We start from the raw sequence: 26,540 nt of genomic DNA on the forward strand, positions 1-26,540 counted from the left end.
GAGGTAGGTCCGCATGGCAAAGAAATCGATTCGGGTATCGCATGTCGCGATACCCGGCGACCTGAGTGTTCTCAAGCTGAAGGGATATTTGAGATCCGCGCTCACTGAAGTGGCGGAAGGAACTGGTGACGACGAAATCCTTCTGATCAAGGTTCTAGTGCCACGGCCGTTGGGCCTGAAAGCCGGTGAGAAACTGCTCGACAAGGTCTTGCAAGCGATCGTCGACAAGGATCCACGCGTGAGCCGGGTGTCAGTTGAATTCGTCGATGGTGATGTCACGCCCGAGAAGATCGCGGAAAGCCAGGCGCGAACGCAGAAAGAGATCGACGCATATGGGCACCTGCTCCAGGAATCGACGGACGAAGGGGAATCCGATCGCCATTGAATGGTTCAGTTGATATATCGATAGCCCTCCTGCGTGGCCACCACATCTATTCCAGACGTTGGTAGCTCGCTGCTAGTCGGCGGTTTCCCAAGATGCTGGTTTCACTCCGCATGTGCGCAGCCGCACGATCTCTTGCAAGCCTCCTTGTTGCGGACGATTTCAGTACTGAGCGGGTTTGAATGCCATGAATAAGGAGGGCAGCCAGGCGTGGTGTCCGTCGCTGCGGTCAAGCTGCTAATCCACGCGAAGGGCTTGGCCAACATGCATGGTGTTGTACGTGGTAAGTCCGGCAGCAGGTGCAACCATCGGCGACTCAGACATTGCCTGTGCGGAAGCTTCAGTGTTGGAGCAATTGGCGATGCTAGTTGGGCGTGATTCGACGGCTGCGCTGCGCTAAGCGGCTCGGCCAGCATCGGCGCATCATCCGTCTGACTTTCCTTTAAATTGCACCGAATCTTGAATCACCAAGTCATCGTCGCCACGGCATACGGGAGAGGGGCATCTTGCGAAGCAACCTTTTTCGCTGGGGCGGCACTTATTGTCATCCCTAGATACAAAGGCCGTAGGGCTAGGCATTCTCAAATGTCGACACGGGCACGCCTTTGGTGATGCATGGTTAGCCTTATGTTGAGCTGTGGCAATGGCCTACGACGGCTGGGTGAGCGCAGGAAGGGCCGAGGGCGACGTCATTGAAAAGCAATAGCTGGTAGCTACCAACTTGGAAGTCCTAAACGCCGGTGACACTTGGCGCATCGCTCAATTCAACTCAGGCCGATGTCGTCGTGAATTGGCGGCAGTCTCTAACCGACCCTGAACTGCCCTTCGACGCGGGGTAACCTCTACGGCTGCTTCCAGAGGGATCCGGTCTCCGCGCAGGCTTGCCACATGCACCGGTTCGGTGGATAGCTGACAAGGTAGCAGGCACGACAAACTCGACGCGAATGAGCCAAGGCGGATATCAAAACTGATCAGCGCCGATGGCAAACCGCACATGCGTAGTGAAGGGCATCAGAACTGACCGGTCACGTGAGAAAATAGCATTGTGCGGGCAACGGAGTTCGGCAGTTCGCCACCGATTTGACGGTTGGTTTGGTCGCACTACTTGTAGTAACCGACGCCGCAACCCAGGCCGGCAACCGCAGTAACGAGGCTCGCCTTCGGCACCCACGTCTTGTCAGCGCCGGCCTTGGGAGACATGTAGCTGACCTCGTTGACCTGGCCCTCTTTTGCCGCGTCATAGAGCCTTGGTCCATACACGTCGCCCGTAGGGTCCCTAAATTTCCTAGCATCCTTGCCGAGCAACCCCTTAACGTTGGGATTGCCGACCGCGACGAGGAGTCCGTCGCTGAGATTGAAGCAGAACGGATAGAGATCGCCAACAAGAAAGCCATTTTCGCCGTTGTTGATCTGGTTGAGCGTCCTGGCTTTATCGGCTTTGATGGCCGCAACCGTCTTTTCAAGCATGGTCCTAGCGTCCGCCGCAGTACCTTGCGCCAATGCCGTAGCCGAGAATAAGGCAGCCATGGCGCCTAGCGTGCCAATCACGAGTTTACGAAACATGGACATTCCTCCCTTCTCTTCGAGCAATTGGCAATTGTCATGCACCGCGTGCAGCCAGCAAGTCATCATGTCCAAACATTGCCCCAGTTGACCAGTCTACTCGTGCCCGCCGACGAGTTGATAAAAAGAGGTGGGGCGGCTACTTCAGGATTGGGCCCATCGTGTCGATCCCGAGCGTGGTCGAACGGCGTGAAGCGCGCGGCATGGTGCACTAGATACGCGCCTGCAATATCACGCAGGTAATTCAAAGGCGAAGTTACACTTCGCGGACGTGGAGTCACCGCCTATCGCTGAAATCCGCGGCAGCGTTGCCCTGGCCGACGCGAGGATTGTCAATCGGCGGCCGGCGCGATCATCACTTACGTTGAGGCGACCACTCGGTGCCGCCGTCTGAGCCATTCAACATTGTGCTGTTGAAACGGACGAGCGCGGCGGTTGCAATGGCCTCCTTTATTTGAGCATCGGTCGCACCAGCGGCTTTTGCCGCTTTAGTGTGAGCGGAAACGCAATATGCACAAGGAATTTGTGCAGCCACGCCGAGGGCAATGAGTTGCTTGGTTTTCGCATCTAAAGCTCCCGTGGGATTCATCACGGCCCGAGATTCGTCCCAGTGCGGCTTCAGTGCCTGTTCGGGAAGTGTCTGTTTCATCCATTCAGGTGCCTCCTGAGCGCTGACGCTTGGTTCCGTTGCCAGGGCCAACAGCAGTGCTAAACCGGCGCTCGCCAGTAGAGTTCTCATGACTGACATGACTGACCTCCCCAAGTAATATTGAAGGGCTACTGATCGTGACACTGAGGCGCCAGGACTGTCAATCGGCTCGGTCTGCGCCCCGCAGTGCCTGCCGCCGAGTGGCTTCCAGTCCAAATTCGAATTGGGGGGCCGACCTTACGCCACTGCACCGAGTCGGACGACGTTCCCAGCCTCCACCGGGGCGTCGGCGAAGCCGAGCATCGCCATTGCGGAGCGCGCGCCGTCGAGGATCAGATCGCAACACTCTTGCATCTGCTTTGCTCGCTGCGTCGCGCTTTGGCATGGTGGGGGAAGTCGCCGATCTCGTCGCTTGCGTCGCCAGTCCGCGTGCGGGCTACATACCGGGGTGATCGTTGGGCTAGGCGGGGGACTCGCGCCGTTCACCAACTGAATTTTGCAGACGAGATTGCGGTGCAAAGTGTGGGCGCGGCGGTCCGGGGTAGGCTGAACTTCGGCCATTGGACTTGTAATTTCGATTGACTCTTCATGGCCGGAACCGGCCGATGTCCGAGGTTTTCGGTCCACGTCCCGCAGTTGGATGCCGTCAAAATGCGGTCGTCTTGCCGCGACAATCGAGGTACGATGCCGGTCTTTCAGGCTGGCTGACCAGTCCAAAGGAACTATACCCATGAGCCAACGACGTAGCCGTCGCCAACGCAAGAAGCTGCGGGTGGCGGAATTTCAGGAACTCGGATTTCTCGTCACAGCGGAGCTTGCCGTTGGACTGGGTGCGGACGCAAAGATTGCTGCCTGCGAAGCCTTCATTGCCGATTGCATCGAAGCGAACCAACTCACCTATGGTGGTGCAATAGATGACCGCCTGGATGGATTTGTATCCCCGGAGGGGAACCGCAGTTCCTCCACGGAGGAACACCGCCGAATCGTCCTGGACTGGCTGAACGGTCGGGCTGAGTTCGGTGCTGTGCGCGTCGGTCCGCTGATCGACGCGTGGTACGGCAATTTCGCGGAACTTGGCTGAGCCTTCATATGCCACGCATTGAAGGATGCCGCCAGGAGACATTCGTCCGCTCGGCGAGGCCGTGGTTGGCCGGATCGAAAGCGTGCAGGAAGATTCCCTGTGAGGCTCGTTGAAGGGAACTGGCGCAAGCTATCTCGGAATCGCCAGTGGATGAGGTGTCTTCTTTTCCCGCACTGTACGATTTGAGTTCCGAACGGCAGGTCAGGCAGGAACCTTGCCAGTCCGGCGGACGTCTCAGGCAATCTTGCCTTGCGCGAAACTGCCGGTTTTCTTTTGTGTGGAGCCTGACGGGCAGCCGATTCGCCGGTCACCAGCTCGGCGCGCATTGCAGTTCGGTCAAGGCGCAACAATCAGACGTGGACAGACTAAGCGGACTTCGATATGAATAGCAAACAACGCCGCAAAGCCTACCGGAAGAGTCCCTACCAGATCGAAACGACATGGACGTTCAGGGGCGCGCAGGTGATCATCACGCGCATTGCAAGCCCCACCGCAGTCATCGTCGAGTTTGAGGGAGCCGGAGCACGCACGCATGTCCCCACGCGTGCACTGGAGCCACGCGGCCCTAACGGAAGCATGTTCCGCCCGCTGCCATAGTTTCTCGACCTACCTCGCATCGGCACTTGGCGGGACTGGCATCCCCGTCGTGTGCGTCGTTGCAATGTGTGACTGCGCGACGGGTGGAATGGGCCGGGAGGCTTATCGAAGCACGGTGCTGCCGTAGCTGGTGCGGACGCTCGGTGCGCGTGACGGCGACCGAGCCCCATCTGTGTGGCAATTCTGGACCTCCGGTGTCGCCTGGTATCGCGGAAGGGAAACCAACGGTCATTGCCAGAAGGCCCCTACATCGGGAAACCCCGGGCGCCCATGTTCCCCGTACGGCCGACCCGACGGTCACGGCGGCTCCGATGTGCGTGGCGCGCGCGGATGCGGGCACGGCGGCTGGCTGCGTGACCATCCTCGCCCGTGTTTCCTGGTTTTCCATCGATGGCCGGAAGGTCGCACGCGACGCCAGCAGCCCCGACCTTTGAGTGCTCAAAAGGTAACTTTTGAGTTTGGCCTTAGAAATTGGCTTATCTTGATAATTAGCACTATCTCGATAGCTGCCCCCCCTAGCGTGCGATTCCTTTTAGGCGCCGATGCTAGCTTGCTGGGAATGCCCCAGTTGCGCCGCCGCGGCGTCGTGATATCCGGTCTTATCGCAATGGTTAGATGTCGAAGCCATGGGGGGCGCCCGTCTAAGTCAGAGCGAGCGACAGGGGGCTGACCGGCGGCAGACACAGCTAACCCGTATGGGACATCCGAGCAGTCCCGGCGATTTCGCCATTGCCGTGCACGCCTATGCGATCCTGATGTGTTTGACCCTATCGCTTGTCAGAAGCTGATAAAGCGTCGCGATCTTCGCTCGCGCGGCACGCTGTGCGCAGTAGGTGAAAAGAACACGTTGTTTTGCGCGCGTGAACGCTACGAAGAACCTAGCTGTGCCGTCAACCTCATCCTTGGTGAAGCTCCGCCGGGCACCATTGTCCAATCCGACGAAGATGACGGTATGGTGCTCAAGGCCTTTACTCTTGCGAATCGTCATCAGCGGGATGGCACCTGTGGCATCGCAGCCATACGCACTATTACCTAATGCTGCATTGCGACAATCCGTCTGCTACAATTCGGGAAAACCCCATAAGGGTAATCCCTGAAAGGAAGGACGCCATGAACACCCAATCCGATATCAAGCTGACCGATCAACTCGAACGTGACCTCATCGAGCGCGAGCTCGGCGCCCAAAGCATGGGCTTCGGCAACGACGTGAAGCGCGTGATCGCTTCGATCCAGAACGTTTTCACCCGCCTGCAGGCGGAAGCGCGCAAGGCCAAGGTTGCCTACGCGAACGGCTGATTGGCCGGGAAGTCTGAACGTAGTAGCGGGTAGATAGCTGTAGTTGGTACCGAAACGCGGCGCATTGGTGCCGCGTGGGAATGAGAGCCGACCCGCCACACACGTGCATCGTGTGTGGCGGGTCGGCTTTTTTGTGCGCGAATTACGGTGTGATGCCGATGCTGTCGACGCGATCGGGGTAGAACGCGAGGTAGCCTGCAATGGCCGACACGGCCGGGTAGGGGCACTCATAGGTCCAGACGGCATTCTCTGCGCGCGCCCCGCCGGCGGGGATGCTGTAGTAGGTGGCATCCCCCTTGTAGGGGCAGTAGCTACCATGTGAGGTACGCGACAGTTCAGACATGTCCACGTCCTCGCGCGGCACGTACTGAACAGCGGGATAGGCTGCTTCCTGAAGCGTCAGTGCGTTTCGGGTATCGGCAATCACTTTGCCGGCGACGGTGACAACCACACGGTCGCCTTGGCGGGTGATGGTGATTGGGTGGTCGGGGCCGGGAATCTTGACGGGTTTGTCTGGCATGGGGGCCTCATCTGGCTGGCACAGCGAAAAAACGGGCGCGGCAACGTTGCCGCGCCTTGCGCTGACATCGACATACGGACGAACAGGAACCTCATGCCGCCAGCGCCAATGATGAAAAAACCGCCACGGAGGGTGACGTGAGGCCAGAAGAGAGGGATCCTTGGCCTCGGAGGAAAAGATAGCAAGCGCCATCGTTCCAGAAAAGCGTTCTCACGGAACACACTTTTCGAGGGCGTAAAACAATAGCCCCGTCACGGTTTCGTGACGGGGCTATTGTTCTTGATCTTGCCGTTACTCTGCGCGCCGGATGCGACTTCAGGTGCCAGATTGCTCTTCGATCCAGAGCGACAGCCGGACCTTGTAGGCTTGCTGGATATGGCGCCGCGCGATCTGCTCGGCCTGCTCGGGGTCACGGGCTTCCAGCGCCTGGACCAGCGCCATGTGTTCCTCATACGATCCGCGCGCGCGGCCTGGGACGGCCAGCGTGGAGCGCCCTAGCAGTGCCATGGATTCGTGCAGCGAGCGGAGCGTCTTCAGCAGATAGCGATTGTGGGCGCAGCGGTGCAGCGTCTCGTGGAACAGGCGGTTGTTCATCGCCAGCTTGTCGGGATCCTCGGCGAACGAGAGGTCGCGTTCGACGATATCGCGCAGCAGCGAGATCTCCACGTCGGTGGCGTGGCGTGCGGCCAGCGCCGCGGCGGTGGACTCGAGCACCTCTCGCATGACGTAGAGTTCGCTGACCATGCTGGCGTCGAGGCGCGTCACGATCATGCCCCGATTGGGCTCGTTTACAACAAGCCCTTCTGACTCGAGCCGCGACAGCGCCTCGCGCACCGGCGTGCGCGACAGGCCCAGGGATTCCGCGAGTTCGACTTCTCTCAGGCGGGTGCCGGGCGGCAGTTGACCTGCCTGGATGGCTGATCGCAACTGTTGATAGGCGCGCTCGGAGCGTGGCAGCGAGGCGTTTTGATCGCCGTCGGAGCTGGCGACGAGGTCCGTAGGAAGCATGGAGTCGTGAAGTGGGGATCTGTAACTCCGCCGCAGGCGGCGAAGTTCGCTATTCAATCTACTGGTTAATGATGCGAGACAACCCAGGGCCATCCGGTTGCCGTCGCGCGTTCCTGCCAGCACGGCTGGAGCGGGAATGGACAGAGACGGCACCAGGAAGAGGGAGATTCTACCTCGCATGCCGGCTCTCGGACCTCCAGGCGCAATATACGCCCCATCACGCGGCTGTTAATCCTGCTTTGCCTGACTAGGGACTCAGCGGTGTCTGAAGCGCGCTCATGCCGAGACTGGTCAGTCCCAGGCGACCGCGCACGCCCAACTTGCGATAGACGCTGGCGACCCGGCGGCGCATGTCGTCGGCCGCCACGCCAAGGCGTCTGGCAATCTGCATCTCGGTGGCGGATGTCAGCAGCAGCAGAAACACCTCCTGCTCGTAGGGGTCGAGCAGCCCCAGAAGGTCTGGTGGCAGGAGATATGCGCACGCTGGCTGCCGAAGGATTGTGACATCGCGCGCGGTACCAAGTCGCAATTGATGTGATTCCAGCCAGCGTGCCGACCACGAGAAGTGGATGTCACTTCCATCCTGGTGCCGGTAACGGTTCTCGAAGCCGGTGCGTTTGTGGCCGGCCAGCACCTCGCTGGCTTCCTTGATGGTGCGATCGCGGTCGCGCTGGACCACGAGTTCGAGCATGGTTTGTCCGATGAGGTCGGACTGCGCAAAGCCCAGCGAATCGTGACATCGGGGGTTCACGTACCGGATGATGCCGGTCTTGTCGACGAGGAAGACGGCATCAGGCTGGGCATCCGCCAAGGCATGAATGGAGTCTTCCGACAGGATGGGCTTTGCCATGGGGTGATCAACCGGACACGGAGAAATCACCGCAGGGCAGGTTACATGTCGCCATGGATTACTGCCCCAGATGAACGTCGATGTGCGGATCGTAGCGCAAACGGATGCGGATCGAAACGAAAAAAAGCCGGCCTTCAGGCCTAATTTCCAGCCTTCGATGTCCGGGATCATCTGGTGGCAAGCGAACTCGTGGAAGTCCTGTCGGATTGGCCCGTTCCGCCCATGCCGGCGCAACTGGTCTATCCGCATCGACGATTGCTGTCCCACCGAACGCAGGTATTTTCAGTGAATGGCTGGCGAGCGTGTTGGCACAGCATATCTAGTTGGCGGGGCCCGCATTCTCCGCAGCATCCCCGCCCGGCCCGCGTTTGACGCGTTTCGGCGGCTAGTGCGCTGGCGGTTCGATGCCGGCCGCGTGGGCACGCCGTCGCCGCGACAGCATATTCAGCCCCTCGACCGCGCTCGAGAACGCCATCGCCGTATAGATATAGCCCTTGGGCACGTGGTGGCCGAGGCCATCGGCGATCAGCGTCATGCCGATCATGATCAGGAACGCCAGCGCAAGCATGACGATGGTCGGGTTCTGATTAATGAAATTCGCCAGCGGCGTGGCGGCCACCAGCATCACCACCACTGCGGCAATCACGGCCACGAACATGATCGGCACATGGTCGGTCATGCCGACCGCCGTGATGATGCTGTCGATCGAGAAGACCAGGTCCAGCACCAGGATCTGGCCGATCGCGGCGGCGAAACCTGGAGCGGCGCTCCGAGCGCTCTCGGCATTCTCGTACTCGGTCTCGGGCGACACATGCTGGTGAATCTCACGTGTGGCTTTCCAGACCAGGAAAGCGCCCCCGGCGATCAGGATCATGTCGCGCCAGGAAATCCCCTTGCCGAGCACCGTGAACACCGGCTCGGTCAGCGCCACGATGACTGCGATCGTGGCCAGCAGCGCCAATCGCATGATCAGCGCCAGGCCGATGCCGATACGCCGTGCCTTTTCGCGGATTTGCTCGGGAAGCTTGTTGGTGAGGATCGAGATGAAGATCAGGTTGTCGATGCCAAGCACGATTTCCATGGCCACCAGGGTGGCCAATGCGGCCCAGGCGGCCGGATCGCGCAGCAGTGCGAGCAGCGTTTCCATGCGAACTCCTTGAGGGGGTGGGCTTGGGCCGCTGGCCCGCAAGCGGACGACTGTCGACATGGTAGCGCACGGCTTGAGGCCGGCGTAGCCGATATAGCAAAGATTGAGGTTGTCGAATGGCGATTGTGAAATATAGTATGTGATATATCAAAATTAACCATCACTCAGCAATCACAACCATCGAGGAGACAACCGATGAAAATTTGTATCTACGGCGCGGGCGCCATCGGCGGCTATATGGGCGCGCAACTGGCGCTGGCCGGGGCGGACGTCAGTTTCATCGCCCGTGGGCCCCATCTGGCGGCGATGCAGGCAAACGGCGTGCGGTTGCTGATCGAAGGCGAGGAACGGGTGGCCAAGGTCCGTTGCGCCAGCGACCCGCACGAACTCGGCCCTCAGGACTATGTGTTCATCACGCTCAAGGCGCACCAGGTGCCTGGGGTGGTGGACCTGATGCAGCCGCTGCTCGGGCCGGACACTGCGGTGGTGACCGGCGTCAACGGCATCCCGTATTGGTACTTCCATCAGCACGGCGGCGAGTTCGCGGGGCGCACGCTGGAAAGCGTCGATCCTGGCGCCCGCCAATGGAATGGGCTGGGCCCGGAGCGTGCCATCGGCTGTGTGCTGTATCCAGCCGCCGAAATCATCGCGCCGGGCGTGATCAAGCATGTCTATGGCAAGAAATTCCCGATCGGGGAGCCGGACGGCACCCGCTCCGAGCGCGTGACCCGTCTGGCAGAGATGATGGCGCGGGCGGACATGGACGCCCCGGTGCGCGACAACATTCGCGACGAGATCTGGCTCAAGCTCTGGGGCAACCTCTGCTTCAACCCGATCAGCGCCTTGACGCATGCGACGCTCGACATCATTACGTCGGACCCGGCCACGCGGGCGCTGTCGCGCCAGATGATGCTCGAAGCGAAGCACATCGCCGAGAGCTTCGGTGTGCATTTCCGGGTAGACGTCGAACGTCGGATCGACGGTGCCGGTGCGGTTGGCGCCCACAAGACGTCGATGCTGCAGGATCTGGAGGCGGGCAGGGCGATGGAAATCGACCCGCTGCTGACGGTGGTGCAGGAGATGGGCCGAATGATCGGGCAGCCGACACCGATGATCGACGCGGTGCTCGGACTGATCAAGCAACGTGACCGGATGGCCCAGGCAGCGCCTTCAGGCGCGGCGCCAATGGCCAAGGCAGCCTGAAACGCGGACGGTCTGCCGGAAATCGGCGACAATCGGCATTGTGGTCAATGTGATATACGATATACGAAAGGTCGGATTCGTCCCTTTCCAGGCCAGAACTCGCCGCATGCGGCGGGATTGATGCGCGAAACGCATGGCGTCATGCCAAACTTGACGTCATGCGTCACGCGCCAACCTGGTCCTGAATCGGCGAGTGCCATCGGCGGCCATTTGGGTCGCCGGGGCGCCGGCCATTTACGAGTGCACTCATGTCTGCCCAAAGCCAAACCGACGTCCAGCCGACTTCCGGCCTGACCCTTTCACTGCAGCCGATCAATGCGGGTGCCAGCCTGCGTGACCAGGCCTACGCGATGCTGCGCCAGGCGATTGCCGATGCCGACATCTACCAGTCGCGTGACGAAGTCCGTCTGGACGAGCGCGTGCTGTCCGAAGCGCTCGGCGTCAGTCGCACGCCGATTCGCGAAGCCATGACCCTTCTGGAGCAGGAAGGCTTCCTGCGCACGGTGCCGCGCCGCGGCATCTACATCACGCGCAAGACCAAACGCGAGATCGTCGAGATGATCCAGGTCTGGGGCGCGCTGGAAAGCATGGCCGCGCGGCTGGCCACGCTGCACGCCAGCGACGAGGAAATCGGCAAGCTGCGGCATATGTTCGACAGCTTCCGCGATGCCACGCCGGCCGAGCATATCGAGGAATACTCCGACGCCAACATCGCCTTCCATCAGGCGATCGTGCAGTTGTCGAAGTCGCAGATCATCATGGACTCGATCAAGAACATCTTTGTCCATGTGCGTGCGATCCGGAAGATGACGATCTCGCAGAGCGACCGCGCCGCGCGCTCGATCGTCGATCACCTGCGCATCATCGAGGCGCTGGAGAAGCGCGATACGGAGCTGGCCGAGCGGCTGGTGCGCCAGCACTCGCTGGATCTGGCGGACTACGTCGAGAAGCACTGCGATTTTCTGGATTGAAAAGGGAGAGGGTGCGGAGGTTCAAATCGCGACTTATCGGTGATTGAGCCGCTGCCTCTCTCCCCTGTCCCCGCTCCCGCACTGCGGGAGCGGGGACAACTGCCAGACCAACCTACCGCATCGCCGCCGCCATCGTATTGCCCAGCTCCGCTGGAGACGCGGCCACGTGGATACCCGCCTCGCGCATCGCTTCGATCTTGGCCTCGGCCGTGCCCGTGCCGCCCGATATGATGGCGCCAGCATGGCCCATGCGGCGGCCCGGTGGGGCCGTGGAGCCGGCGATGAATCCGACCACGGGTTTGCGAGTGCGCGCGTCGCGCAGGAATTGCGCGGCTTCCTCTTCGGCCGACCCGCCGATCTCGCCGATCATGATGATGCCTTCGGTCTGATCATCGGCAAGGAACAGTTCCAGGCTGTCGATGAAGTTCGTGCCGTTGACGGGATCTCCGCCAATGCCGATGCAGGTCGATTGTCCAAGCCCCGTTGCCGTCGTTTGCGCCACCGCTTCGTAGGTCAGCGTGCCGGAGCGCGATACCACGCCGATCCGTCCCGGCTTGTGGATGTGCCCCGGCATGATGCCGATCTTGCACTGGCCAGGCGTGATGACGCCCGGGCAGTTGGGCCCGACCAGCCGGCTGGCGGAGCCGCTCAGCGCCCGCTTGACGCGCACCATGTCAATGACGGGAATGCCTTCGGTGATGCAGACGATCAGTCCGATGCCGGCATCCACGGCCTCGAGGATCGCATCGGCGGCGAACGGCGGCGGGACGTAGATGACCGACGCATCGGCGCCGGTGGCATGGGCGGCGGCCGATACGGTATCGAATACCGGCAGCCCCAGATGCGTCTCTCCGCCCTTGCCGGGCGTGACACCGCCAACCATTTTCGTGCCATAGGCCAATGCCTGCTCCGAGTGGAAGGTGCCTTGGGCGCCCGTGAAACCCTGGCAGATCACGCGCGTATGTTGGTCGATTAGCACGGCCATTTCACTTGCCTCCTTTCTTCTGATGGGCCCGGACCGCGGCCACGACTTTCTCCGCCGCGTCGGCGAGATGATTGGCCGATAGGATCGGCAGTCCCGAATCGCGCAGGATGGTCTTGCCTAGTTCGACATTGGTGCCTTCCAGGCGCACCACCAGCGGCACTGTCAGGTCGACATCGCGCGCGGCGGCGATCACGCCTTCGGCAATGACATCGCAGCGCATGATGCCGCCGAAGATGTTGACCAGGATGCCTTCCACCTTGGGATCGGCCAGGATGAGCCGGAACGCCGCCGTCACGCGTTCCTTGGTGGCGCCACCGCCTACGTCGAGGAAGTTGGCCGGCTCGCCGCCGTAAAGCTTGATGATGTCCATCGTGGCCATCGCCAGCCCCGCGCCATTGACCATGCAGCCGATGTTGCCGTCGAGCCGCACGTAGTTCAGCGCGTGCCTGGCGGCTTCGGTTTCGGCCGGATCTTCCTCGCTTTCGTCGCGCATCGCTTCGATATCGGGATGCCGGAAAAGGGCGTTGTCGTCGAAGTTGAACTTGGCGTCGAGCGCGATCACGTCGCCGCTGCCTGTCACCACGAGCGGATTGATCTCGACAATCGAGGCATCGAGTTCCGTAAATGCGCGATAGGCAGACAGGATGAAGCGCGTGGCCGCCGCCACCTGCTTGCCGGACAGACCCAGCCCGAATGCCAGGCGCCGGGCATGGAACGGCTGGATACCACTGGCGGGATCGATCGCCACTTTCAGGATCTTCTCCGGGGTATGCGCGGCAACCTCCTCGATTTCCATGCCGCCTTCCGTGGATGCCATGACGGTGATGCGCGATGTGGCGCGGTCGATCAGCATCCCAAGATAGAGCTCGCGCGCGATGTCGCAGCCTTCCTCGATATATAGCCGTCGCACTTCGCGCCCGGCCGGCCCGGTCTGCTTGGTCACCAGCGTGGCGCCCAGCATCTGCGAGGCGTTTGCCTGCACCTCGTCGATGGACTTCACCACGCGCACGCCGCCCTTGCCGGATGGATCGCCGGCAAACCGGCCCGCGCCGCGTCCACCGGCGTGGATCTGCGACTTCACCACCCAGATGGGCCCGCCCAGCTTGCGTGCGGCCTGCGCAGCCTCTTCGGGGGTAAATGCCACGCAGCCGTTTGGCACGGCGACGTCGTAGCGCCGCAGCAGCTCCTTGGCCTGATATTCGTGAATGTTCACGTGTCTCCTCGCTTGTCTGTCACCGTGGCCGCAGGTCGGGGTCCGCCTGTCCGGTTTCACACGGCGTAAAATATGGTATGTGATATATCAAAAAGAAAATCAAGCTGGATTTGATGCTCTCGGCAAGTGGAGAAGGCTGTTCCAGGTGGCAGACAGACTTCAGAAGACAATCGCATCAATGCCTTGTCATTGATCAGAAAGCGGCATTCTTTGCGGGTTAACGCCAAATGGGATGGGCTGCTTGCTGCGGTGCGTCGTTGAAAGTCGGCAGCGGCCAGCATTTTGTTCTTGTTGTTTGGTGGTATATCACATACCGTATGTCATCAAGATCGGCTGCTTTCCGAAGCGCAACGATCTGCGATCCGACGATCCAGTCCAAACGAGGAGACAAAGACATGTCCGCTGTCGTATCCACCCGGCCCGAGACCACCACGGCTGAAGACACGCTGAAGCAAAAGTCCCGCGACGCGGGCGTCATATCCGGCGGCCATCTGGTGGCTCGCGCCCTCAAGAACGAGGGGGTGGATACGATCTTCACGCTGTGCGGCGGGCACATCATCGACATCTACGACGGTTGCGTGGATGAGGGCATTCGCATCATCGACGTGCGCCACGAGCAGGTGGCCGCGCACGCAGCAGATGGTTATGCGCGCCAGACCGGCAAGCTCGCCTGCGTTGTGACCACGGCAGGCCCTGGCTGCACGAACGCCGTCACGGGCGTGGCCACCGCGTTCCGTTCGGAAAGCCCGATCATCCATATCGGCGGCCAAGGCGCGCTGTCCCAGCACAAGATGGGATCGTTGCAGGATCTGCCGCACGTGGACATGATGGCGCCGATCACGAAGTTCGCGGCCACCATCCCCAGCACCGAGCGCGTGGCCGACATGATTGCGATGGCCGCCCGTGAGTGCTTCAACGGCGCGCCGGGGCCGGCCTACCTGGAAATCCCGCGCGATGTGCTGGATCGTGAAGTCGATGTATCGCGTGCCGTGATTCCGCGCCCGGGCCACTATCGTGCCTCGACGAAGTCGATCGGCGATCCGCGCGACATCGAGAAACTGGCCGACATCCTCGTCAACGCCGAACGTCCGGCAATTCTCTATGGCCAGCAGGTCTGGACCGCGCGCGGGCATGAGGAAGCTGTCGACCTGCTGCGCGGTCTCGATATCCCCGGCTATTTCAACGGCGCCGCACGTGGCCTGCTGCCCCCGGGCGATCCGCATCACTTCGACCGCACCCGTTCGCAGGCATTCGCCAATGCCGATGTGCTGGTGATCGTCGGCACGCCGTTCGACTTCCGCATGGGCTACGGCAAGCGCATCAGCAAGGAAATCACGCTGGTGCAGATCGACATGGACTACCGCACGGTGGGCAAGAATCGCGAGATCGATCTGGGCCTGGTGGGCGATCCGGGCGCGATTCTTGGCGCGGTGCTGCAGGCGGCCAGTGGCCGGATCAAGAACGATAAGCGCCTGGCGCGCAAGAAGTGGATGGGTCAGTTGACGGAAGCCGAAGCTGTGGCCACGGAAAAGCTGATGCCGCTGTTCAAGTCGGAGAACAAGCCGATTCACCCGTATCGCGTGGCCTACGAACTCAACGAGTTCCTGGCCGACAACACGATCTATATCGGCGACGGTGGCGACGTGGTCACGATTTCCGCGCAGGCGGTGCGTCCGCGCCGCCCGGGCCAGTGGATGGACCCGGGCGCGCTCGGATCGCTCGGTGTCGGTACCGGCTTTGCGATTGCAGCGGGTGTGGCCAATCCAGGCAAGGAAGTGCTCTGCTACTACGGCGACGGATCGTTCGGCATGACCGCGTTCGACATGGAAACGGCCAACCGCTTCGGCGTGCCGTACCTGGCCGTCATCGGCAATAACTCGGCGATGAACCAGATCCGCTACGGCCAGCTTGCCAAGTACGGCGACGACCGTGGCAATGTCGGCAACCTGCTGTCCGACGTGCCGTTCTCCAAGTTCGCCGAGATGCTGGGCGGATACGGCGAGGAGGTGCGCGAGCCGGGCCAGATCGCCGGTGCGCTGCAGCGCGGCCGCGAGTCGATCGCGAAGACCGGCAAGTCCGCCGTCATCAATATCTGGGTGGACCCGCGCGAGTACGCGCCGGGCACAAAGAACCAGACCATGTACAAGTAAAGGCCGGTCGCCAGCACGACATTGCCTCAAGAGAATCCTCAAGGAGACAACGCCATGAACAACAAGGCACTGGAAGGGGTCCGCATTCTGGACATGACGCATGTGCAGGCCGGCCCGTCGGCCACCCAGCTGATGGCCTGGCTGGGTGCCGATGTCATCAAGGTGGAACTGCCCGGTCGCGGCGACATCACGCGTAGCCAGCTGCGCGATGTTCCGAACGCGGACAGCCTCTACTTTACGATGCTGAACTCGAACAAGCGCAGTCTGACGTTGAACATGAAGACGCCGGAAGGCAAGGCGCTGCTTGAAGACCTGGTGCAGCGCTGCGACGTGCTGGTGGAGAACTTCGGGCCGGGCGTGCTGGATCGCGCCGGGTTCGACTGGGACCGCCTGCAGTCGCTGAATCCGCGCCTGATCTACGCATCGATCAAAGGCTTCGGCCCCGGCCCGTACGCCGATTGCAAGGCGTACGAGAACGTGGCGCAGTGCATGGGCGGCTCGGCCAGCACCACTGGCAACGAAGACGGCGTGCCGACGGTGACCGGCGCGCAGATCGGCGATTCGGGCACGGGCGTGCATTGCGTGGTCGGCATCCTGGCCGCGCTGCTGCACCGCGAGCAGAGCGGGCGTGGGCAGCGGGTGGAAGTCGCCATGCAGGACTCGGTGCTGAACCTGTGCCGCGTGAAGCTGCGCGATCAGCAACGGTTGTCGGCCGGGCCGCTCAAGGAGTATCCGAACGACGATTTCCAGGACTACGTGCCGCGCGCTGGCAATGCGTCCGGTGGCGGACAACCGGGTGCGGCGCTGCGCTGCTCGCCCGGTGGCGCCAACGACTTCGTCTACGTCATCATCCAGCCGCAGGGCTGGGAGCCGCTGATGCGCCTGTGCGGCCGCGAGGATCTGATCACGCATCCGCAGTTCGCCACGCCGGAGGCTCGCCTCAAGTGCCTGGCCGAGTGCTTCTCGATCGTCGAGAAATGGACGCGGACCAAGAGCAAGTTCGAGGTGATGGCGGCGCTTAATGACGTTGACGTGCCGTGTGGCCCGATCCTGTCGATGAAGGACCTGATCGAGGATCGCTCGCTCTACGAACGTGGCTATATGGTCGAACTCGACCATCCGGAGCGCGGCAGGTACGTGCAGCTCGGCTGCCCGATCTCGCTGTCGGCATCGCCGGTGGAAGTCGAGCGCTCGCCGCTGCTTGGCGAGCATACCGAAGAGATCCTCGAGTGGCTCGGCCGCACGCCGTCGCAAATCGTCGCGCTCAAGGCCGCCGGCGCGGTGTAGCCCTCCACACCCTCAACGCACACTCTCTCAACCGATTCCGGCGAAATCCGCAGGCCGCCCGCATCTCCAATGCGTGGCGGGTGGGCCTGCTTTCGCCCTGCGCAGCCCATCCGGGCCGCGTTTTTCGCCTGCCCCTCATTCATGCCTGAACAGATGGAGACCTGACATGGCACATGACAAGGATGCTGTACGCAAGATTCTCGCAATCGCCAAGAAGGAAGGCCGCAATGCGCTGACCGCCCCCGAAGGCAAGCTGGTTTGCGATGCCTATGGCATCTCTGTGCCAGGGGAGGGCGTCGCCAGGTCGCCCACGGGCGCGGTGGAACTGGCCAGCAAGATGGGATACCCGGTGGTGCTCAAGATCGTGTCGCCGGACATCCTGCACAAGACCGAAGCCGGTGGTGTGCTGGTGGGTGTGAACTCGGCCGCCGACGTGGAGCGCGGCTATCTGACGATCGTCGAGAACGCGAAGAAGTACAACGCGAATGCGCAGATCGTTGGCGTGCAGGTCCAGCAGATGATTGGCGGCGGGCAGGAGGTGATCATCGGCGCGGTGACCGACCCGTCGTTCGGCAAGCTGGTGGCATTCGGCCTGGGCGGCGTGCTGGTGGAGGTGCTCAAGGATGTGACGTTCCGCATGGCGCCGGCCACCTATGACGATGCGCTGTCGATGCTCGATGGCATCGCCGCGGCGGACGTGCTCAAGGGCGTGCGCGGCGCGGACCCGGCCAATCGCGAGGCGCTGGCCGGGATGATCCAGCGCGTGTCCGAACTCGTGAGCGATTTCCCCGAGATCTCCGAGCTTGACCTGAATCCGGTGTTCGCCAGCAAGGACGGCGCGATTGCCGCCGACGTGCGCATCGTGATCGACGACTCGCCGCAGCCGGAGAAATACCGGCCGAGCCAGGAAGAGATCGTGCGGCAGATGAACCGGATTATGCGGCCCGACACGGTGGCGGTGATCGGCGCATCGGCCGAGGACGGCAAGATCGGCAACTCGGTCATGAAGAACCTGATCAATGGCGGCTATCAGGGCAAGATCTACCCGATCCACCCGAAGGCCGACGAGATCATGGGCATGACGGCCTACAAGAGCGTGCTCGACGTGCCGGGCGATGTCGATGTGGCGGTCTTCGCTATCCCGGCCAAGTTCGTCGCGCAGGCATTGGAGGAGGTCGGCAAGAAGGGTATTCCGGGTGCGGTGTTGATTCCGTCCGGATTCGCCGAGACCGGCAATGTGGAGGGCCAGGAGGAGATTGTCGCCATCGCCCGCAAACACAATATCCGGCTGATGGGGCCGAACATCTACGGCTTCTACTACACACCGAAGAACTTGTGCGCGACGTTCTGCACGCCATACGACGTCAAGGGCAAGGCTGCGCTGTCGTCGCAGTCGGGCGGTATTGGCATGGCGATCATCGGGTTCTCGCGCTCGGCCAAGATGGGGGTGTCCGCGATTGTCGGGCTCGGCAACAAGTCCGATATCGACGAGGACGATCTGCTCACGTTCTTCGAGCAGGACGACAACACCGAGATCATCGCCCAGCACTGCGAGGACCTGAAGGATGGCCGGTCGTTCGCCGAAGTGGCACGTCGCGTCTCGAAGAAGAAGCCGGTGGTGGTGCTGAAGGCAGGCCGCACCAGCCTTGGCGCGCGCGCCGCAAGCTCGCACACGGGCGCGCTGGCAGGCAATGACAAGATCTACGAGGACGTCTTCAAGCAAGCAGGCGTGATCCGCGCCCGCTCGCTGCGCGACTTGCTCGAGTTCGCGCGCGGCATTCCAAAGCTGCCGACGCCGACGGGCGAGAACGTGGTCATCATCACCGGCGCGGGTGGCTCGGGCGTGCTGCTGTCCGATGCGTGCGTGGACAACGGACTGTCGCTGATGACGATGCCCGATGACCTGGACGCGGCGTTCCGCAAGTTCATCCCGCCGTTCGGCGCGGCCGGCAATCCGGTGGACATCACCGGCGGCGAGCCGCCCTCCACGTACAAGAACACGATCAAGCTCGGCCTGGAAGATCCGCGTATCCACGCGATCATCCTGGGCTACTGGCACACGATCATCACGCCGCCGATGGTCTTTGCCAAGCTCGTGGTCGAGGTGAAGGAAGAAATGCGCGCGAAGGGCATCGAGAAGCCGATCGTCGCGTCTCTGGCCGGTGACGTGCAGGTCGAGGAGGCTGCGGAGTACCTGTACGAGCACGGCGTGCCGGCCTATGCGTACTCGACGGAGATTCCGGTGGCGGTGCTCGGCGCAAAGTACAAGTGGGCGCGAGGGGCGGGCAAGATCTGACGCGTTCGGTTGTTCGGTCGTTCGTACGGCTGCCTCTTTCCCTCTCGCGCTGGCGTGAGAGGGAAAGAGGGCCAGCGCTTCCATTGCCAAGGCCCTCGACATGACAGCCCACGTCGAGGGCTTCTTCTTTTTTCATAAGGAGCCCCCATGCAGCAAACCTGGATTCGCTTCCGCAGCCCACGCGGAGACACTGGCTTCGGCCTCGTCGATGGCGATCGCGTCATCGTGTACGACGGCCCCGGCTACACCGGCTCGAAGCCCACCGGCGCCGTGCTGCCCCGCGACGAAGTGCACCTGCTGGCGCCGTGCGAGCCGGGCAAGATCGTCGCGCTATGGAACAACTTCCACGCGCTGGCGCGCAAGCTCGAGAAGCCCGTGCCGCTGCATCCGTTGTTCCTGATGAAGCCGGCCAGTTCGCTGGCCGGGCCTGGCGATGCCATCGAGCGGCCCGCCAGCTATCGCGGCAAGATCGTCTATGAAGGCGAGCTCGGGATCGTTATCGGCCGCAAATGCCGCAATGTGGGCGTGTCGGAGGCGGCCTCGCACATCTTTGGCTACACGGTGGTCAACGATGTCACCGCGGCCGAGTTGATCACCGAAGACCCGAACTTCCCGCAGTGGACGCGGGCCAAGGGTTACGACACGTTCGGCTGTCTGGGGCCGGGCATCGTCACCGGCTTCGACTGGCGCGCCGCCAGCGTTGTAACGCGGCTCGATGGCGTGGAGCGGCAGAACTATCCGCTCGCCGACATGGTCTTCTCGCCCGAAGAACAGGTCAGCCGGATCTCACAGGATCTGACGCTGATGCCCGGCGACGTGATTGCCTGCGGTACTTCGCTCGGTGTCGGATCGATGAAGGACGGCGCGGTGGTCGAGGTGTCGATCGCCGGAATCGGCGCCTTGGTCAACCACGTGAAGGGATAGCTGAAGGGCGGCAAAAGGCCCCCCACAACTGCAAGGGGCCTTTTCACCGAGAGAAAGGCTCGGCGATCAGTTGACGCCGGCGCCTGCCATTGCCCGCATGTACTCGCTCTTCTTATCGAAGATGAGTTCGCTCAGGAACGATGCCTCGTAGGCCTTCAACAGGTGAGCGTGGAAGTCCTCGATATAGCGCGCGACGCGGGTCTTCTCGCATTCGATGCCGCAGAGCCAGTCGAACATCTGCATGTCCCAGCGGAAGCGCAGCCCGAGTTCGGCGAACGCGGCGTTGTACGCGGCGAGCTGCATTTCGCGATCAGGCTGGCCCTTCTCGCTGACTGCCGGGGCGGTAATCGGTGCGGCGGGCTGGAGTTGGTTCATGATCGTCTCCTTGCAAGGCAGGTGGGGCGGCTTGATGCCGGTTTGATGCCTGCAGCTTAGATGGGACGATCGATTTACGATAATTAAAGTTTCATCGCAAAATCATAAGCAATCATTTATGGATGGCGCGCGGGCGAATCAGCCCCTCCACGCCAGTGATCTGCTGGATCAGCGTGGCGCCTTCTTCCATGAGGAAATGCTTGAATGCCAGGGCCACGGGTGGCAGGCGCTTGTTTTTGCGGTGCACCACGTACCAGTTGAGCATCACCGGGAAGCCCTGGATGTCGAGCACGGCCAGCTTGCCGGCCTGAAGTTCCAGGCCCACCGTGTGGGCTGACAGGAAGGCGATGCCCATGTTCGCGATTACCGCCTGCTTGATGGTCTCGGTGCTCTTGATCTCCATCGCGATGCGCAGGTTCGACAAGCGGCCCGCGAAGCCTTCCTGCATCGAATTCCAGGTGTCCGAGCCTTTCTCGCGCGAGACGAATGCTTCCTCGGCCAGGTCAGCCAGCGGGATATTGCGCTGGTCCACCAGCGGATGGTTCGGCGCGGCGACAATCACGTAGGGGTGGGGGGCGAATGCTTCGGCGATCGTATCCATGCCTTCCGGCGGGCGAACCATCACCGCCAGATCGGTCAGGTTGCCGGCTAGCTGATGCAGCAGTTCCTCGCGATTGTGCACGGCAAGATTGAGCGTGACCGATTCGTGCCGGTTCATGAACTCGGCCAGCAGGCGGGGGAAGAAGTAGTCACCGGCACTGATAACCGCGACGTTGAGGCGGCCCCCGGATATACCCTTAAGCTGCGCCATCGCGTCTTCGGCCTCGCGGAACTGCTGGATGATGCATCGGCTGTAATGCAGCATCTCGGTGCCGGCCGGCGTCAGGTAGATGCGCTTTCCAAGCTGCTCGAAGAGGGGCAGGCCGACATGGAGTTCGAGCTGTCGAACCTGTGTGGAAACAGCAGGTTGCGTGAGATGAAGCTCCTCCGCCGCGCGTGAGAAGCTCAGATGGCGGGCCACTGTTTCGAACACTTTCAGCTGGCGAAGCGTCGCGTTCTTCATCGCACGATATCCTGCAATCTATAAATGATCGTCAATGATCATAATAAAAAACTTTATGCTGTGCTGATCTAAGTTTGAAGTAGCATCAATCCACAGATGCAACGTGCCGCAATGTCAGGCGCGCTCATTCAGTAGTGAAAAAGTCGGGCGTCCACAAGGCCAGCCCAGCAGTCGCGCCACCAGAGCGCGAAAGACACTAATGCAAGGAGACACGACATGGCGCACACCAACGCGGCAGGCCCCGCCGTGGGCAACTTCAACGGCGGGCTGCTTCGCAACCGCTGGTTCCAGCTCTTCATCGGCGTGATCTGCATGGGGCTGGTGGCCAACCTCCAGTATGGCTGGACATTGTTCGTCACCCCCATGAATGCCCGGCACCACTGGGGCGAATCGGCGATCCAGGTCGCATTTTCCATTTTCATCGTCACCGAAACCTGGCTCGTGCCGCTGGAAGGCTGGCTCGTCGACAAGTTCGGGCCCCGCCCCGTGGTGGCCGGCGGCGCGATCTGTGCCGGACTGGCGTGGGTGATGAACTCGTACGCCACGACCCTGCCGATGCTGTACACGGCTGCCGTGATCGCGGGGATTGGCGCCGGCGGTGTCTATGGCACGTGCGTCGGCAATGCGCTGAAGTGGTTCCCGGACAAGCGCGGCCTGGCGGCAGGACTGACCGCTGCGGGCTTCGGCGCGGGCTCGGCGCTGACGGTGATTCCCATCGCCAACATGATCCAGAAGTCCGGCTATGAGCACGCCTTCTTCACATTCGGCATCCTGCAGGGTGTGCTGATCTTCGCGATGGCGCTGCTGCTGGTGAAGCCGCAGCCGCCCAAGGGCGTGGTGGCGAACAAGGCCATCCTGACCAACCCGGTTGAGTTCACGCCGGGCCAGATGGTGCGCACGCCGGTCTTCTGGGTGATCTATGCCTCGTTCGTGGCGGTGGCCGCGGGCGGCATCATGGCTACCGCGCAGCTTGGGCCGATTGCCAAGGACTTCGGGTTTGCCTCGATGCCGGTCACGATGCTTGGCATGACACTGCCGCTGCTGACGATGACGCTGTCGATTGACAATCTTTGCAACGGGCTCACGCGTCCGCTGTGCGGCTTTATTTCCGACCGCATCGGCCGCGAGAACACGATGTTCGTGATCTTCATTGGTGAAGGACTGTCGCTGATCGGGCTCCTCGAACTGGGCCATGACCCCTACTGGTTCATGCTCTTCGCCGCGCTGACCTTCCTGTTCTGGGGCGAGATCTTTTCGATCTTCCCCGCGCTCTGCGCCGATACGTTTGGCAGCAAGTTTGCCGCGGCCAACGCCGGCACGCTCTACACGGCGAAGGGCACCGCCGCGCTGCTGGTGCCGCTGGCGTCCGTGCTGTCCCACCACGGTGGCTGGAACCTGGTGTTCACGGTGGCGGCCGTAATGACCGTGGCGGCCGGGCTTTCCGCCAAGTTCGTGCTGCAGCCGATGCGTCGCCGCTTCATCACCGGCCACGCGATGGCGCAGCCGGTCAGCGATCACGCGACATACATGGCCGGGTTCTCGACCGGCAAGGGTGAATAACCGGTCCGGCGAATGCGGAAAGGAGCGGCAGCATGAATGTATCGCTTCCCCAGTTGAAGGCTTTCGCTGCGGTGGCTCGCCAAAAGAGCTTCACGCGAGCCGCGGCAGAGCTTGGGCTGACACAGTCGGCCATCAGCCGGAGCGTGCGCGAACTGGAAGAGGAGATCGACCAGCGGCTGTTCGATCGCACCACGCGCCAGGTGGAGTTGACCGATGCGGGCGAGATGCTGTCGCAACGGATCTGCCATCTGGTCGAGGAAGTCGAACAGACACTGCGCGATAGCCACGGCACCGGCAAACCGTGTGAAGGCACGGTGCAGATCGCCACCGATCCGGTGTTGTCATCGATGACGCTGCCGATGTGGGTGGCTGGCTGCCGCAAGGCGTGGCCCGGCATCGGCATCACGCTGCGCGACTGCTCGCATGAATGCGTGCTGCAGCGTGTGCGTAGCGGAGAGGTCGATTTCGGCATCGCCAGCAATCCGGCGCCTTGCGACGATCTTTACTGTGAACCCCTGTGCGTGGATCCTTTCCAGGCCGTGCTGCCGGCGGGGCATCCTCTGGCGGCGCGGGAGTCACTGGGGTGGGGCGAACTGGGCGATGCGTCGGTGCTGACGCTCGATCAGAGTTCCGGCATCCAGCCCGCGGTGGAGCGCGCGCTGGCCGCCTATCGCGTACGCCCGGGCTCGTTGCAGGTACTGGGCCATTTTGCTGCGGTATTCGGCATGGTGGCGATGGGGTTGGGGATCGGTGTGGTGCCATCGCGGGCGCAGGCCGCTGGTATTGCGCCCTCGGCAGTGCTGCGCCCGTTGCGTCCGCAGGTGACCTCGAACGTCATGCTCGTGCGCCGCAAGGCCCGGTCGCTCAAGCCAAATGCGGCGGCGGTGTGGGACAACCTGCGTGCCCAGGAGTACGAGCGTGGCGATTACGGCAATCAGGGGTTGCTGAAGAAAGTGGGGTAGGGCATTGAATCGAATTCACGTGCGGCACTGCCGCAGGCGTATTCCGATCAACTTTTGATGCGACGGACGTTCAATTTGAGATGCGCAACGCACCCTACGGGGTGCGTTGTTGCTTTTAGAGCGACAGGTCTATTGATATATCACATACAACATATTTACAGACGCCGCAGTGCAGCATATACTGAGGACTCCTTGATCTATCTCACTTAGGAGTTTTCATGAACGCCGTACTGCTTTCCGCCATCGCCCTCGGTTTGATCGCGACGGGTGTCGCCGTGACCTACCTGCTGGCAACGCGCCTGCCGATGCGCTTGCTGGCCACGGCGCAAGACCATGGTCGTTTCGCCGGACTCGGGTCCACGCAGGAAATTGACGGTGCGGGCCGCGCAACGCCGAGCACCTCCACATCGGTGCAGCCGCAACTCGCGCACGCCTGATACTCCCAGGCGAGTTTTACCAGCAGGAGCCTTGTGACGGCCGGCAACTCCTGATGTCCAGCAGTACCGAGCAGTTTCCCCACGGCCGTTCCTCCCTTGTTTCCGCTTCGTTTCGTTCAGACGCTTCCACGCAAGCCTGTCGAACCGGTCTCCGATCTTCCCGATTCCCTTTCGGGTTCATGCGGTGGTGTGCTGAACCACCCGCCACTCATCCGTTGCCTGTCTGATTCGCCGCTTGGGACTTTCCCTAGGGCGGTCGATTCACGACGTGCGCCGCAACATTTCACGCCGGCTTTTTCCGGTCGTGCATTGATGCCGGATTTGTACCTAAGTCATTGATCCGGAATGAGGCTTGCCGGGGTAGGGCAGTGCGTTTGATGCACCCTGCGCACCATTGATCCAGCCCCTCGAAAACCGTCGTCAAGAATGTCTGCACGATAGGTCAGGCAGGCATCCAAATCGCCTTGACACTGTTGATATATCACATACCGTATAGCACTAGAACGGCTCAGCTGTTCGAGATCAGCAGGGTGAAGCGACGCGATACACCAGAGGCATCTCCGCAGATGCCCATCCACAACGGCGACCAAGGTTGCCAGAAGGAGACACCATGGAACCTCAGCAGAACGGAAGCGCGCCGACGTCATGGTTTGCATCGCCATGGACGCAGCTCGTGTTCGGTGTGATCTGCATGGCGATGATTGCCAACATGCAGTACGGCTGGACGTTGTTCGTCAATCCGATTGACGAGAAGTACCACTGGGGTCGCACCGCGATCCAGGTGGCATTCACGATCTTCGTGGTCACGGAGACCTGGCTGGTGCCCATCGAAGGGTATCTGGTCGACAAGTACGGGCCACGCCCGGTGGTTGTTGGTGGCGGCCTGCTTTGCGCGGTGGCCTGGGCGTTGAACTCGGTGGCCTCATCGTTGCCGATGCTGTACTTCGCGGCAGCGGTGGGTGGCGTCGGGGCCGGGGCGGTCTACGGGACCTGCGTCGGCAATGCGCTCAAGTGGTTCCCGAATCGTCGAGGGCTGGCGGCGGGACTGACGGCCGCGGGTTTCGGCGCGGGTTCCGCCGCCACCGTGGTGCCAATTGCCAACATGATCAAGTCCAGCGGCTACGAGGCCACGTTCCTGTGGTTTGGGCTCGGGCAGGGGATCGTTGTGGTGATGCTCGGCATGTTGCTCTATCCGCCGTCGGCCAAGATCCTCTCGGATGTAAAGAGTACGCTGAAGGCTGCGGCCACCTACAACGCCACGCCGCGCCAGGTGCTGTCCTCGCCGATTTTCTGGGTCATGTACGCCATGTTCGTGATGATGGCGGCGGGCGGACTGATGGCAACGGCGCAGCTTGGGCCCATCGCCAAGGACTTCGGTCTGCACGACTCGCCGGTCTCCATCCTTGGTCTGACCCTGCCAGCGTTGACCTTCGCGCTGACCATCGACCGTGTGCTAAATGGTCTGACACGCCCGTTTTTCGGCTGGATTTCCGACAACATTGGTCGCGAGAACACCATGTTCCTGGCGTTCGCGGTCGAAGCCGTCGGCATCCTGCTGCTGGCCAAGTATGGGCAGAACCCAACGGCGTTTGTGATCCTGACCGGCATCGTGTTCTTCGCCTGGGGCGAAATCTATAGTCTGTTCCCGGCGACGTGCGGCGATACCTTCGGACCGAAGTTCGCCGCGACCAATGCAGGGCTGCTCTACACTGCGAAAGGCACCGCCGCACTGCTGGTGCCGTTCTCCAGTGTCATTACGGCGGCAACGGGCGACTGGTATGCAGTGTTCATGCTGGCGTCCGGCATGGCAGCGGTTTCGGCCCTGATGGCAATCTTCGTACTCAAGCCGATGCGTGAAGCCCATGCGAGGAGATTTGTCCAGGATAGCGCGGGCGCGCCGATGGGATACCGTCCTGTACCGGAGGACCTGACCTGAGTGAGTGCGCTGTAAAACCTTGGCCCGCCTCGTGCGGGCTTTTTTGTCGTTCTATTTTCCCGATATGCGGGAAAGTGATTGCGGG

General features: G+C 61.8%; 25 protein-coding genes. 13 read left to right on the forward strand and 12 right to left on the reverse strand.

Going from position 1 to position 26,540, the window contains the following annotated elements; genetic code table 11:
- Positions 1 to 13: 13 nt before the first annotated feature.
- The gene (locus tag RMET_RS22400; RefSeq protein WP_011518832.1) at positions 14 to 385 is read left to right on the forward strand and encodes a hypothetical protein; all 372 of its coding nucleotides are present in this window, start codon (positions 14 to 16) and stop codon (positions 383 to 385) included.
- Between the two features lie 1,098 nt (positions 386 to 1,483).
- Here the strand turns inward: RMET_RS22400 and RMET_RS22405 are convergent.
- Together RMET_RS22405 and RMET_RS32725 are read right to left on the reverse strand one after the other, a co-directional pair.
- Positions 1,484 to 1,945 (reverse strand): cache domain-containing protein, encoded by a 462-nt coding sequence (locus tag RMET_RS22405; RefSeq protein ID WP_029309532.1) that lies wholly within the window; start codon positions 1,943 to 1,945, stop codon positions 1,484 to 1,486.
- 355 nt (positions 1,946 to 2,300) lie between these two features.
- Positions 2,301 to 2,693, reverse strand: a complete 393-nt coding sequence (locus RMET_RS32725) for a carboxymuconolactone decarboxylase family protein (RefSeq protein WP_152560258.1) — start codon at positions 2,691 to 2,693, stop codon at positions 2,301 to 2,303.
- A gap of 631 nt (positions 2,694 to 3,324) precedes the next feature.
- Here RMET_RS32725 and RMET_RS22410 point away from each other — a divergent pair.
- On the forward strand, positions 3,325 to 3,675 hold the full coding sequence (locus RMET_RS22410; protein ID WP_011518834.1) for a YggL family protein: 351 nt from the start codon (positions 3,325 to 3,327) through the stop codon (positions 3,673 to 3,675).
- Between the two features lie 1,339 nt (positions 3,676 to 5,014).
- Here the strand turns inward: RMET_RS22410 and RMET_RS22420 are convergent.
- A complete protein-coding gene (locus RMET_RS22420) occupies positions 5,015 to 5,260 on the reverse strand; it encodes a 3'-5' exonuclease (RefSeq protein ID WP_029309534.1) in 246 nt (81 codons plus the stop codon).
- Between the two features lie 122 nt (positions 5,261 to 5,382).
- On the opposite strand from RMET_RS22420, the gene RMET_RS22425 reads away from it, so the two are divergent.
- On the forward strand, positions 5,383 to 5,568 hold the full coding sequence (locus RMET_RS22425) for a hypothetical protein (protein WP_008652329.1): 186 nt from the start codon (positions 5,383 to 5,385) through the stop codon (positions 5,566 to 5,568).
- Positions 5,569 to 5,710: 142 nt separating this feature from the next.
- Here RMET_RS22425 and RMET_RS22430 read toward each other — a convergent pair whose 3' ends face one another.
- From RMET_RS22430 to RMET_RS22445, 4 genes are all read right to left on the reverse strand, one after another.
- Positions 5,711 to 6,088, reverse strand: coding sequence for a DUF427 domain-containing protein (locus tag RMET_RS22430; RefSeq protein WP_011518836.1), 378 nt, complete (start codon positions 6,086 to 6,088; stop codon positions 5,711 to 5,713).
- 315 nt (positions 6,089 to 6,403) lie between these two features.
- Positions 6,404 to 7,096 (reverse strand): GntR family transcriptional regulator, encoded by a 693-nt coding sequence (locus RMET_RS22435; RefSeq protein WP_017513515.1) that lies wholly within the window; start codon positions 7,094 to 7,096, stop codon positions 6,404 to 6,406.
- A gap of 247 nt (positions 7,097 to 7,343) precedes the next feature.
- Complete coding sequence (locus tag RMET_RS22440; protein WP_029309535.1) at positions 7,344 to 7,946, reverse strand: PAS domain S-box protein; 603 nt, start codon at positions 7,944 to 7,946, stop codon at positions 7,344 to 7,346.
- A 385-nt stretch (positions 7,947 to 8,331) separates the two neighbouring features.
- Positions 8,332 to 9,093: a TerC family protein gene (locus RMET_RS22445; protein ID WP_011518839.1), complete on the reverse strand. Its 762-nt coding sequence runs from the start codon at positions 9,091 to 9,093 to the stop codon at positions 8,332 to 8,334.
- Between the two features lie 195 nt (positions 9,094 to 9,288).
- Here RMET_RS22445 and RMET_RS22450 point away from each other — a divergent pair, with 195 nt between their 5' ends.
- Both RMET_RS22450 and RMET_RS22455 read left to right on the forward strand, forming a co-directional pair.
- Positions 9,289 to 10,296, forward strand: a complete 1,008-nt coding sequence (locus RMET_RS22450; RefSeq protein ID WP_011518840.1) for a 2-dehydropantoate 2-reductase — start codon at positions 9,289 to 9,291, stop codon at positions 10,294 to 10,296.
- Positions 10,297 to 10,544: 248 nt separating this feature from the next.
- Positions 10,545 to 11,267 (forward strand): GntR family transcriptional regulator, encoded by a 723-nt coding sequence (locus RMET_RS22455; protein WP_008652314.1) that lies wholly within the window; start codon positions 10,545 to 10,547, stop codon positions 11,265 to 11,267.
- 112 nt (positions 11,268 to 11,379) lie between these two features.
- Here RMET_RS22455 and sucD read toward each other — a convergent pair whose 3' ends face one another.
- Genes sucD through RMET_RS33695 form a run of 3 tightly spaced genes read right to left on the reverse strand, consistent with a single transcriptional unit; the run spans position 11,380 to position 13,746 of the window.
- Entirely contained in the window at positions 11,380 to 12,252 is an 873-nt protein-coding gene (gene sucD, locus RMET_RS22460; protein ID WP_011518841.1) for a succinate--CoA ligase subunit alpha, read from the reverse strand.
- A gap of 1 nt (position 12,253) precedes the next feature.
- Complete coding sequence (gene sucC, locus RMET_RS22465; protein ID WP_008652308.1) at positions 12,254 to 13,465, reverse strand: ADP-forming succinate--CoA ligase subunit beta; 1,212 nt, start codon at positions 13,463 to 13,465, stop codon at positions 12,254 to 12,256.
- A 56-nt stretch (positions 13,466 to 13,521) separates the two neighbouring features.
- A complete protein-coding gene (locus tag RMET_RS33695; RefSeq protein WP_152560257.1) occupies positions 13,522 to 13,746 on the reverse strand; it encodes a hypothetical protein in 225 nt (74 codons plus the stop codon).
- 114 nt (positions 13,747 to 13,860) lie between these two features.
- Between RMET_RS33695 and RMET_RS22470 the strand changes: the two genes are divergently transcribed.
- From RMET_RS22470 to RMET_RS22485, 4 genes are all read left to right on the forward strand, one after another.
- Complete coding sequence (locus RMET_RS22470) at positions 13,861 to 15,615, forward strand: thiamine pyrophosphate-binding protein (RefSeq protein ID WP_017514818.1); 1,755 nt, start codon at positions 13,861 to 13,863, stop codon at positions 15,613 to 15,615.
- A gap of 54 nt (positions 15,616 to 15,669) precedes the next feature.
- Positions 15,670 to 16,902, forward strand: coding sequence for a formyl-CoA transferase (frc, locus tag RMET_RS22475; protein ID WP_011518843.1), 1,233 nt, complete (start codon positions 15,670 to 15,672; stop codon positions 16,900 to 16,902).
- A gap of 166 nt (positions 16,903 to 17,068) precedes the next feature.
- Positions 17,069 to 19,198, forward strand: a complete 2,130-nt coding sequence (locus RMET_RS22480; protein ID WP_011518844.1) for an acetate--CoA ligase family protein — start codon at positions 17,069 to 17,071, stop codon at positions 19,196 to 19,198.
- Between the two features lie 147 nt (positions 19,199 to 19,345).
- A complete protein-coding gene (locus RMET_RS22485; protein ID WP_011518845.1) occupies positions 19,346 to 20,122 on the forward strand; it encodes a fumarylacetoacetate hydrolase family protein in 777 nt (258 codons plus the stop codon).
- A gap of 66 nt (positions 20,123 to 20,188) precedes the next feature.
- On the opposite strand, the gene RMET_RS22490 is transcribed toward RMET_RS22485, so the two are convergent.
- Together RMET_RS22490 and RMET_RS22495 are read right to left on the reverse strand one after the other, a co-directional pair.
- Positions 20,189 to 20,497, reverse strand: a complete 309-nt coding sequence (locus RMET_RS22490) for an HAD family hydrolase (RefSeq protein ID WP_011518846.1) — start codon at positions 20,495 to 20,497, stop codon at positions 20,189 to 20,191.
- 112 nt (positions 20,498 to 20,609) lie between these two features.
- Positions 20,610 to 21,560, reverse strand: coding sequence for a LysR family transcriptional regulator (locus RMET_RS22495; protein WP_011518847.1), 951 nt, complete (start codon positions 21,558 to 21,560; stop codon positions 20,610 to 20,612).
- Between the two features lie 216 nt (positions 21,561 to 21,776).
- Between RMET_RS22495 and oxlT (RMET_RS22500) the strand changes: the two genes are divergently transcribed.
- From oxlT (RMET_RS22500) to oxlT (RMET_RS22515), 4 genes are all read left to right on the forward strand, one after another.
- Complete coding sequence (gene oxlT / locus RMET_RS22500; RefSeq protein ID WP_011518848.1) at positions 21,777 to 23,120, forward strand: oxalate/formate MFS antiporter; 1,344 nt, start codon at positions 21,777 to 21,779, stop codon at positions 23,118 to 23,120.
- Positions 23,121 to 23,152: 32 nt separating this feature from the next.
- Positions 23,153 to 24,082, forward strand: coding sequence for a LysR family transcriptional regulator (locus RMET_RS22505; RefSeq protein WP_011518849.1), 930 nt, complete (start codon positions 23,153 to 23,155; stop codon positions 24,080 to 24,082).
- 218 nt (positions 24,083 to 24,300) lie between these two features.
- Entirely contained in the window at positions 24,301 to 24,519 is a 219-nt protein-coding gene (locus RMET_RS22510) for a hypothetical protein (RefSeq protein WP_011518850.1), read from the forward strand.
- A 610-nt stretch (positions 24,520 to 25,129) separates the two neighbouring features.
- On the forward strand, positions 25,130 to 26,455 hold the full coding sequence (gene oxlT, locus RMET_RS22515; RefSeq protein WP_011518851.1) for an oxalate/formate MFS antiporter: 1,326 nt from the start codon (positions 25,130 to 25,132) through the stop codon (positions 26,453 to 26,455).
- Positions 26,456 to 26,540: the final 85 nt, after the last annotated feature.

This window comes from Cupriavidus metallidurans CH34 (assembly GCF_000196015.1).
Taxonomy (GTDB): Bacteria; Pseudomonadota; Gammaproteobacteria; order Burkholderiales; family Burkholderiaceae; genus Cupriavidus; species Cupriavidus metallidurans.

Bases quoted from the DNA above. Each gene is read 5' to 3' on its own strand.
- RMET_RS22405 (WP_029309532.1), bottom strand. From the start codon at position 1,945: ATGTTTCGTAAACTCGTGATTGGCACGCTAGGCGCCATGGCTGCCTTA.
- RMET_RS22455 (WP_008652314.1), top strand. From the start codon at position 10,545: ATGTCTGCCCAAAGCCAAACCGACGTCCAGCCGACTTCCGGCCTGACC.
- RMET_RS22470 (WP_017514818.1), top strand. From the start codon at position 13,861: ATGTCCGCTGTCGTATCCACCCGGCCCGAGACCACCACGGCTGAAGAC.
- oxlT (WP_011518851.1), top strand. From the start codon at position 25,130: ATGGAACCTCAGCAGAACGGAAGCGCGCCGACGTCATGGTTTGCATCG.
- RMET_RS22490 (WP_011518846.1), bottom strand. From the start codon at position 20,497: ATGAACCAACTCCAGCCCGCCGCACCGATTACCGCCCCGGCAGTCAGC.
- RMET_RS22440 (WP_029309535.1), bottom strand. From the start codon at position 7,946: ATGGCAAAGCCCATCCTGTCGGAAGACTCCATTCATGCCTTGGCGGAT.
- frc (WP_011518843.1), top strand. From the start codon at position 15,670: ATGAACAACAAGGCACTGGAAGGGGTCCGCATTCTGGACATGACGCAT.
- RMET_RS22435 (WP_017513515.1), bottom strand. From the start codon at position 7,096: ATGCTTCCTACGGACCTCGTCGCCAGCTCCGACGGCGATCAAAACGCC.
- RMET_RS22495 (WP_011518847.1), bottom strand. From the start codon at position 21,560: ATGAAGAACGCGACGCTTCGCCAGCTGAAAGTGTTCGAAACAGTGGCC.
- RMET_RS22480 (WP_011518844.1), top strand. From the start codon at position 17,069: ATGGCACATGACAAGGATGCTGTACGCAAGATTCTCGCAATCGCCAAG.
- oxlT (WP_011518848.1), top strand. From the start codon at position 21,777: ATGGCGCACACCAACGCGGCAGGCCCCGCCGTGGGCAACTTCAACGGC.
- RMET_RS22400 (WP_011518832.1), top strand. From the start codon at position 14: ATGGCAAAGAAATCGATTCGGGTATCGCATGTCGCGATACCCGGCGAC.
- RMET_RS22420 (WP_029309534.1), bottom strand. From the start codon at position 5,260: ATGACGATTCGCAAGAGTAAAGGCCTTGAGCACCATACCGTCATCTTC.
- RMET_RS32725 (WP_152560258.1), bottom strand. From the start codon at position 2,693: ATGTCAGTCATGAGAACTCTACTGGCGAGCGCCGGTTTAGCACTGCTG.
- RMET_RS22505 (WP_011518849.1), top strand. From the start codon at position 23,153: ATGAATGTATCGCTTCCCCAGTTGAAGGCTTTCGCTGCGGTGGCTCGC.
- RMET_RS22410 (WP_011518834.1), top strand. From the start codon at position 3,325: ATGAGCCAACGACGTAGCCGTCGCCAACGCAAGAAGCTGCGGGTGGCG.
- RMET_RS22450 (WP_011518840.1), top strand. From the start codon at position 9,289: ATGAAAATTTGTATCTACGGCGCGGGCGCCATCGGCGGCTATATGGGC.
- RMET_RS33695 (WP_152560257.1), bottom strand. From the start codon at position 13,746: ATGCTGGCCGCTGCCGACTTTCAACGACGCACCGCAGCAAGCAGCCCA.
- RMET_RS22425 (WP_008652329.1), top strand. From the start codon at position 5,383: ATGAACACCCAATCCGATATCAAGCTGACCGATCAACTCGAACGTGAC.
- RMET_RS22445 (WP_011518839.1), bottom strand. From the start codon at position 9,093: ATGGAAACGCTGCTCGCACTGCTGCGCGATCCGGCCGCCTGGGCCGCA.
- sucD (WP_011518841.1), bottom strand. From the start codon at position 12,252: ATGGCCGTGCTAATCGACCAACATACGCGCGTGATCTGCCAGGGTTTC.
- RMET_RS22510 (WP_011518850.1), top strand. From the start codon at position 24,301: ATGAACGCCGTACTGCTTTCCGCCATCGCCCTCGGTTTGATCGCGACG.
- RMET_RS22485 (WP_011518845.1), top strand. From the start codon at position 19,346: ATGCAGCAAACCTGGATTCGCTTCCGCAGCCCACGCGGAGACACTGGC.
- RMET_RS22430 (WP_011518836.1), bottom strand. From the start codon at position 6,088: ATGCCAGACAAACCCGTCAAGATTCCCGGCCCCGACCACCCAATCACC.